The following is a 6,958-nucleotide window of genomic DNA, read 5'->3' as shown; positions in this document are numbered from 1 at the left end:
GCGATGCAGGTGGCTGAAACATCCGGGCTCGAATCGCGAAAATCGCGGCCGATGAGAATGGGATCACCCATTTTTGCCTGACCCGATGTGAGAAGGTGCCTTGCAAATGCCGTGGCATAAATGGCGGAGGCTTGTCCCTTCAGATCGACGGAGAGGCCGCGAAGGCCACTTGTTCCGAATTTCAGGCTCATACCAAACTCCGTTTCCATAAATTCTTTTGAGGTGCAAATCGATAATGTGAAAATATAACGGTTGAAAGAACTGTATCGATCCATTCAAGTCAATCTGTCCTTTCAAGGCGGCCGCGAATAGGCGATGATGACGGAAATGATGCGGGTAACCTAAAATTCACCCGTCATATTTAAACTTGTCCGTCGATAGCGGCTCTGGCGACGATGGAAATCCTACGTTGCCGGCCTTTTTGTGGTTCGTTCGAGTTGGATTGGCTGATGTACAGGCTTCAAAAGGCGGGACATAAGCAGGCACGTCCGCTCGATGAAAAAACCGCGCCCGCCGTGAAAACCCATGGCTCGCTGCTGGATGATCTGGCGGATGAGGACGAGGTTTTCGAGCGTACGGTGCTGAAGGAACATCTTGAGCCGAAGCCCGCTGTGGCCGCTGCCGAGCCGGCCCCGGCCGAAAGGCCGCTGAAGGCGGTCCCGGCGGGTGGCGGTCTGGCGTCTGCGCTGCCCGGCCTTCAATATATCGACAGGATCGGTGTGGACGATGTGCTCTCCTGGCTTCGCAGGGGCATCGTCTGGATTGTGCTGGCGATCGTTCTCTGTGTCGCCGCCGCGCTTACCTATGCCTATATGACGCCGCCGCGTTACAAGGCCTATACGGATATCGTCGTTAACCCCTCCAACCTCAATGTGGTCAATGACGGGGTGTTTTCACCCAACCAGCAACGGGATACGCAAATTCTCGAGGTGGAAAGCAAGCTGCGCACCATCACCTCGCGCAACGTGCTGGCGCGGGTGGTGGACGAGCTGAAGCTCGACCAGGATCCTGAATTCATCAGCCCACCGCCGCTTGCCCGGCTGAAGGCCATGTTTTCATCAAAACCTGATGATGGCGACAACCGCGTCGGTGCGCTCCGCTCGCTTGGCGACCGGGTGGCGGCGGAACGTGATCCGCGCTCCTTCGTGGTGACGCTTTCAGTCTGGACCAATGATGCCGAAAAATCGGTGACGGTCTCCAAGGCCATCGTGAAGGCCTTCGAAAGTGAGCTGTTCCAGACAAATTCCGACAGCAGCCAGCGCGTCGTCGACGATCTCAAGAAGCGGCTCGAGGAAATGCGTGAGAATGTGACCGCCGCCGAAAAGCGTGTGGCCGATTTCCGCCGCGAGAACGGTCTGCAGGAAAATAACGGCCAGCTCGTCAGCAACCTCGCCTCCGGCGAGCTGAATGCGCAGGTGCTGGCGGCGCAGCAGCGGGTCATTCAGGAGGAATCGCGCCTGAAGCAGATGGATGCGGCGATTGCCCAGAACCGCACGCAGAGCGACGCCATCTTCGACAGCCAGACGATGAACACCATCCGCGCCCAATACAGCACCTTGCAGCAGCAGATCGGCGCGATGACACTGACTTATGGCGCGCGCCATCCGCGTCTTGCGACAGCAGGCGCGGAGCGGGCAATGCTGGAACGCGGCATGGCGGACGAGGCGCGGCGTATTCTGCAGGCGGCCAAGATCAATGTCGCGGAGGCGCGTTCGTCACTCGATGCGCTGCGGCTGAAGGCCGTGGCGGAGCGCGCCAATGTCTTTACCGACAATGAGGCGCAAGTGCGCCTGCGCGATCTGGAGCGCGACGCCCGCTCGGCGGCGGCGATCTACGAGACCTACCTGACACGCTCGCGCCAGCTTGCCGAACAGCAATCGATCGATTCCACCAATGTGCGGGTGATTTCGCAGCCGGTCGCGCCCAATTCCAGAAGCTGGCCGCCGGGCAAGCTAACCTTCCTGATCGCCGGCGGCATGGGCGGTCTGTTGCTTGGTCTCGGCATCGCCGTGGCGCTCGGTCTCTGGGGATATCTGCGCCGGGACGATCATGCGGAGGCCGCAGCGCGTTACGCCTGAGAGCGGCCGTCCGCCGAGCCTATTCTTCTGAAATCAGGCCGTCATAAACCTCGAGCAGGGCGGCGGCGATGGCGGCGCCCAGCGCATTGCCGGCATCGCGAATGCCGGCTTCGTCGCCGTCGCGAACCGAAATGGCGAGATCGGAGGCTTCGTTGGCGACGATTTCCTTTGCCCGTTCTATCGCCCAGAGGCCGAAATCGCCGCGATTGTCGATCGAGATTGTTTCCATGGCCGGGACCTTTTCCGTGATTTGCTGTCGCCGTCCCCTTAGCCCATCGGCTGGCAAACCGGAATAGGCGGCGAAGGGAATGGGGAGACGCGCAACCTTCAGGCGTGCGAATTACCTGCCTCAAGCTGCGGATTTATAAAAATATTAATAATAGTTCTTCGTAGTGTTTGAAGCCTTATACCCTAATCCTATGCGTGACCATAACAATGAAACGATGCCTATCTTGGACGCCGGACAGATCATGACAGGGAGAGAGATGCCGGATGCGGAGGGGCTGGGTCAGGCCTGGCCGATCGTTCCGCTTGCGGCTTTACCCATCGCCGACGTGACCATCGATGAGACGGCGCAGGATTTCATCCGGCGTGCGACGAAGGCGCGTGCGGCCGGTGCAAGGCCGTTTTATTCGACATCGGCGAACGGTCAGGTCATCGCGCTCTGCCATCACGACAAGGAATTCGACGCCATGCTGCGGCAGGCGGACCAGATTCACGCCGACGGCATGTCCATGGTGATTTTTTCGCGCAAATTCTGCAAGAGGGCGCTGAGGGAGCGGGTCGCGACGACCGATCTCGTTCACGCGGTGGCGAAAAGGGCCGAAGAAACGGGCAGCCGGTTTTATTTTCTCGGCGGTTCCGAAGAGGTGAATCGCGCGGCGGTCGAGGAAATGCAGAGGCTCTATCCGCGTCTCGTATTTTCGGGCCGGCATAACGGTTATTTCAGCCAGGGCCGCGGGGAGGAGATCCTTGCCGATATCGTCGCATCCAAAACGGACATTCTCTGGGTCGGCTTCGGTATTCCGCTGGAGCAGCGTTTCGTCTCGCGCAGTCTGGACGGGCTTTCCGGCATCGCGGTCATCAAGACCTGCGGCGGCCTTTTCGATTTCCTTGCCGGCAAGAACAGCCGGGCGCCGCAATGGATGCAGGATATGGGGCTGGAATGGCTCTATCGCGCGATGCTCGAGCCGAGGCGTCTTGGAAAACGCTACCTGCTGACCAATCCTATCGCCATATATTCACTGCTGAAGCACCGTTTCGGGGCTTCGGGACAGGGCCGGTAAGACCGCCGCGCGCCCCGCATGCGGCATATGTCCGCGCATCGCTGCTACTTGAGTTTCCCCTAACTTATTGAATGAATGCGCTTTGCCGCTGAAATTCGTTGCAACTGCGAACAACGGCGCTACACTGCGCAAATATTATAAATTTATTCGAATCCTATTTATTGGGGATACCAATGGTGATTACGTCCATTTCTCTTTTCATATATGGAATTGGCACCGTAACCTCTCTCGCCATGACCTATATCGAAGGTGCCCGCCGCGACAAGAATTGGGATCTTTACCGGGTGGCCGGCATTGTCCTTTGTTTCTTCTGGCCGGTACTTGTGCCGCTTCTCATTCTGGCGGCGGCTTTTTCGTCGTTCGGTTTCCAGAAACGACATATGAATACGATGTCGCTCGGCCGGGAAAAGACCCTGGGCTGAAGGGATCGGCCGGGCCGGCTTGCGTTCAGGCCTTTTTCGCCGGCGCCTTGTAGGGCGTGAGCGTGATGCCGAGGCTCGCCATCACGCGGCCGATGGACATGAGCGGCGGATGTGTGGCGGGCAGCAGCGCGCCGGTCCTGATGAAGGCGGAAACGGCGCGGACGAGCGAAAGGCCGAGGCTGACGGCGTTTTTGGCGGTGAGCAGCAGCCCGCCCTTCAGGCCGGGGCGGCGGGCGCGGTCGATGCTGTAATTGATGATGCCGGTGCGGAGCGAGCGCTCCATGATCCAGCGCGGTGCCATGCGGCTTTCCGGCACATATTCGATGATGAGGGCGCGCGCATTCCAGGCGAATTTGAAGCCGGCCTTGCGGCAGCGGGTGAAGAAATCCATGTCGCCGCCGCCGAGGAAGTTGAAGCGTACGTCGAATTCCGGTTTCGGCAGGGTTTGAAACACCCGCCGCGAGATCAGGCAATTGCCTGATCCATGGATTTGCTCGACAAGGCCGGTCGGTGCTTTGATGGAGCCGAACAGCGGATGCGACAGAACCGCCTTCGAAGCCGGTGCGTCGAATTCGCGGTTGACCGGTCCGCCGACGATATCGACGCCGAAGGATTTTGCCGCCGACACCATTTCGGCAAGCCAGACGGGGGAGGCGGCCTCGTCGTCATCGATCATCAGGAACCACTCAGCCGAAGGATAGTTCTGCCGGGCGGTGCGGAAGGCCGTATTGATGGCGTAACAATTGCCCTGCGTCGGCTCCACCAGCGCCTGACCGGCCACGCCGCTTTCGGCAAAAAATGCGCGCGCGACGGCAAGGCCCTGCTGGCCTGCGCCATCATTATCGACCACGACGACGGCGAAGGGAAAATCGACCTTCTGGGCTGCGAGCGATGCAAGCGTTTTTTGCAGGCCTTCCGGCCGGCGGAAACTTGGAATGCACACCACCGCTTCCGGCATGATCTCGGACATGGAAACTCCTAAATTCCGGCAAGCGCGGCGGCGGAAAAAACGACGGCCCTGAGGCACTGGCGCGGGCGGTTGAGGAAGGTATCGGCAAGCGCCGAAAAGGCCTCGCGGTAGCGGCGGGCGCGGAAGGCCTGCGCCACGGTATAGGCATTCATGTGGTTCTCGGACCGGCGGCGAAGCCGCCTCAGTTCCTGCGGGGAAATGGCGGCGACGATGGCGGGATCGGAAAACACGGCTTCGATGGCCGGTTCGCAATCGCGGAAGGTCAAAAGCCTGTTCATCATCACGCTCGACCTGTGCACCCGGTAATCGAGCACATGGCAGCCGGGCAGATAGGCAAAACGGCCGGCTGCGGCGAGCCGGCACCAGCCATACCAGTCTTCCGCATAACGTAACGTCTCGTCGAAACCGCCGAAATCCTGAAAGATGCGGGTTCTGACGAGCATGATGCCGCCATTGACGATGAAGTTTCCGCCGAGCAGCGGCTGGAGAATGAAACCATCCGGCTTTTCCCGGCGGCGGATGAGGTTGCGCCGGCCGATCTTGATGCCGTTTTCATCGATGCGCTCATAATCGCCATAGACGGCGACGACATCCGGGCCGGAAATGCCGGCACAAAGCGCTGCGATGGCGCCGGGTCTCAAGCGGTCGTCGGCATCGAGAAACATCGTCCACTCGCCGCGCGCCTGTGACAGGCCGAAATTGCGCACGGCGGAAACGCCCTGCCGCCCCTGCGGCCGGGCCAGCAATTTGACACGGGGGTCGGAAAAACCTTCCACCTTCTGCGCAGTGGTATCGGTGGAGCCGTCGTCGACCACCAGCACTTCGCGGATGGTCTCGCCCTGCAGCAACACGCTTTCGATCGCTTCCACGATGTAACGCTCGCCATTGCGAACGGGAATGACAATCGAAACGGAGACCAAGCTTTTCAACTCCATGAGGGGCGGGCCAAGCATTCTCACAGTGAAGTTACTACCGCATTAAGCGAGCCTCACCAATTATGACGTGGTATAGCGTCGGTTAACCTTGCAAATCTTTAATATCCTTTTGGCATGATTGGAATGTTATGTTTTGAGAATAAGAGCGCGGTGTATCCCTTCGGATGCCGATGCGCTGGGGTTGCGGAGGCGGGTTGATGCGGATCGGGCGGCGGAATTTTCTGGGTGGTGCGGCAAGCGCTGGCCTGTTGCATGCCGTGGCCGGCCCGGCCTTTGCCGCGCAGAAGAAAGCCACGATCAAAACCGCCCCATATGGCGCGGCGGTCTACCTGCCGGACCTCAACGCCGACAGCCGTATCGGCGAGGCGGTGGTGAAATATTGTTCGCGCATCACCCCGGTCACCGAGATGAAATGGGAGGTCATGCGGCCTTCGGCGGAGGTGTTCGATTTCGCCGCTGCCGATGCGCTTGCCAACTTCGCGCGCCAGCACAAGCTTTCCATGCATGGCCATCCGCTGATCTGGTACGCCTCCAACGCGCCATGGCTTGCCAGCATCAGCGGCGCGAAGGCTGAGAAGCTGATGGAAAACCACATCGTCAAGGTGATGGAGCGTTATAAGGACGTGATCCATAGTTGGGACGTGGTCAACGAACCGATCCCCGACGTGCCTGCCAATGTGCGTGCGCGGCGCGATGCCTGGTATTATGGCGCCGGGCCCGATGCCATCAAGAGGGCTTTCGACATCGCCCATGCGGTCGATCCCAAGGCGCAGCTCGTGCTCAACGAATATGATGTGGAATTTGCCGCTGAAAAATCGCCGGCCAAACGCGCGGCCTTCCGCAACCTCATCCTCGAACTGCTCGAAAAGGGCGCGCCGATCAACGCCATCGGCCTGCAGGGGCATTTGCGCGGCGGCTGGCCGATCGCCAAGGACGAGCTTGCCGCCTTCACCACGGAAATGCGCAGTTACGGTCTTGCCATTCTGGTGACGGAGCTGGATGTGATGGACCAGACGCTGCCCACACCGGAGGCCGAGCGCGACATGCTGATCACCGGCCAGGTCCGCGAGTTTCTTGAAGCGGCTTCCGCAGGTGGCCCGCTTTCCTCCATCACCACATGGGGCATTTCGGACCAATATAGCTGGATCCGCTGGGCCTATCCGCGCCGGGACGGAACGGCCAACCGGCCGCTGCCACTCGACTGGAGTTTCAACGAAAAACCCATGATGGCCGTCATCAATGAATTCCGGAACCGTGGTGCATGACT

At 59.9% G+C, this 6,958-nt stretch carries 7 protein-coding genes and 1 pseudogene; 4 read left to right on the top strand and 4 right to left on the bottom strand.

Translation table 11 applies throughout. The features are described from left to right. Positions 1-191 (bottom strand): annotated as a pseudogene (locus QD336_RS09405) (phosphomannomutase); the annotation flags it as partial. A gap of 258 nt (positions 192-449) precedes the next feature. Between QD336_RS09405 and uppM the strand changes: the two are divergent. Beyond that, positions 450-2,078 carry a polysaccharide biosynthesis protein UppM gene (gene uppM, locus QD336_RS09400; RefSeq protein WP_499170363.1) on the top strand — a complete coding sequence of 543 codons (1,629 nt, stop codon included), beginning with the start codon at positions 450-452 and terminating at the stop codon, positions 2,076-2,078. A gap of 19 nt (positions 2,079-2,097) precedes the next feature. Here uppM and QD336_RS09395 read toward each other — a convergent pair whose 3' ends face one another. Beyond that, entirely contained in the window at positions 2,098-2,307 is a 210-nt protein-coding gene (locus QD336_RS09395) for a hypothetical protein (RefSeq protein WP_003509414.1), read from the bottom strand. 256 nt (positions 2,308-2,563) lie between these two features. Between QD336_RS09395 and uppL the strand changes: the two genes are divergently transcribed. Further along, a complete protein-coding gene (gene uppL, locus QD336_RS09390) occupies positions 2,564-3,364 on the top strand; it encodes a polysaccharide biosynthesis UDP-hexose transferase UppL (RefSeq protein ID WP_499170374.1) in 801 nt (266 codons plus the stop codon). Positions 3,365-3,537: 173 nt separating this feature from the next. After that, a complete protein-coding gene (locus QD336_RS09385; protein WP_499170361.1) occupies positions 3,538-3,786 on the top strand; it encodes a hypothetical protein in 249 nt (82 codons plus the stop codon). A 25-nt stretch (positions 3,787-3,811) separates the two neighbouring features. Here the strand turns inward: QD336_RS09385 and uppJ are convergent, their stop codons facing one another. Both uppJ and uppH read right to left on the bottom strand, forming a co-directional pair. Then, a complete protein-coding gene (uppJ, locus tag QD336_RS09380) occupies positions 3,812-4,756 on the bottom strand; it encodes a polysaccharide biosynthesis UDP-hexose transferase UppJ (RefSeq protein WP_499170360.1) in 945 nt (314 codons plus the stop codon). A gap of 8 nt (positions 4,757-4,764) precedes the next feature. Further along, on the bottom strand, positions 4,765-5,676 hold the full coding sequence (uppH, locus tag QD336_RS09375) for a polysaccharide biosynthesis endo-1,4-beta-xylanase UppH (protein ID WP_499170359.1): 912 nt from the start codon (positions 5,674-5,676) through the stop codon (positions 4,765-4,767). A gap of 212 nt (positions 5,677-5,888) precedes the next feature. Here uppH and uppI point away from each other — a divergent pair, with 212 nt between their 5' ends. Beyond that, complete coding sequence (gene uppI / locus QD336_RS09370) at positions 5,889-6,956, top strand: polysaccharide biosynthesis UDP-hexose transferase UppI (protein ID WP_269340352.1); 1,068 nt, start codon at positions 5,889-5,891, stop codon at positions 6,954-6,956. Positions 6,957-6,958: the final 2 nt, after the last annotated feature.

The sequence above is a fragment of the Rhizobium sp. BR 250 genome, assembly GCF_047445855.1.
Classification (GTDB): domain Bacteria; phylum Pseudomonadota; class Alphaproteobacteria; order Rhizobiales; family Rhizobiaceae; genus Agrobacterium; species Agrobacterium tumefaciens_I.
This window is presented reverse-complemented; position numbering and strand designations above follow the sequence as displayed.

Excerpts from the sequence above, each read along its gene's own strand:
- uppM (WP_499170363.1), top strand. The coding sequence starts at position 450 with ATGTACAGGCTTCAAAAGGCGGGACATAAGCAGGCACGTCCGCTCGAT.
- uppJ (WP_499170360.1), bottom strand. The coding sequence starts at position 4,756 with ATGTCCGAGATCATGCCGGAAGCGGTGGTGTGCATTCCAAGTTTCCGC.
- uppL (WP_499170374.1), top strand. The coding sequence starts at position 2,564 with ATGCCGGATGCGGAGGGGCTGGGTCAGGCCTGGCCGATCGTTCCGCTT.
- uppI (WP_269340352.1), top strand. The coding sequence starts at position 5,889 with ATGCGGATCGGGCGGCGGAATTTTCTGGGTGGTGCGGCAAGCGCTGGC.
- QD336_RS09385 (WP_499170361.1), top strand. The coding sequence starts at position 3,538 with ATGGTGATTACGTCCATTTCTCTTTTCATATATGGAATTGGCACCGTA.
- QD336_RS09395 (WP_003509414.1), bottom strand. The coding sequence starts at position 2,307 with ATGGAAACAATCTCGATCGACAATCGCGGCGATTTCGGCCTCTGGGCG.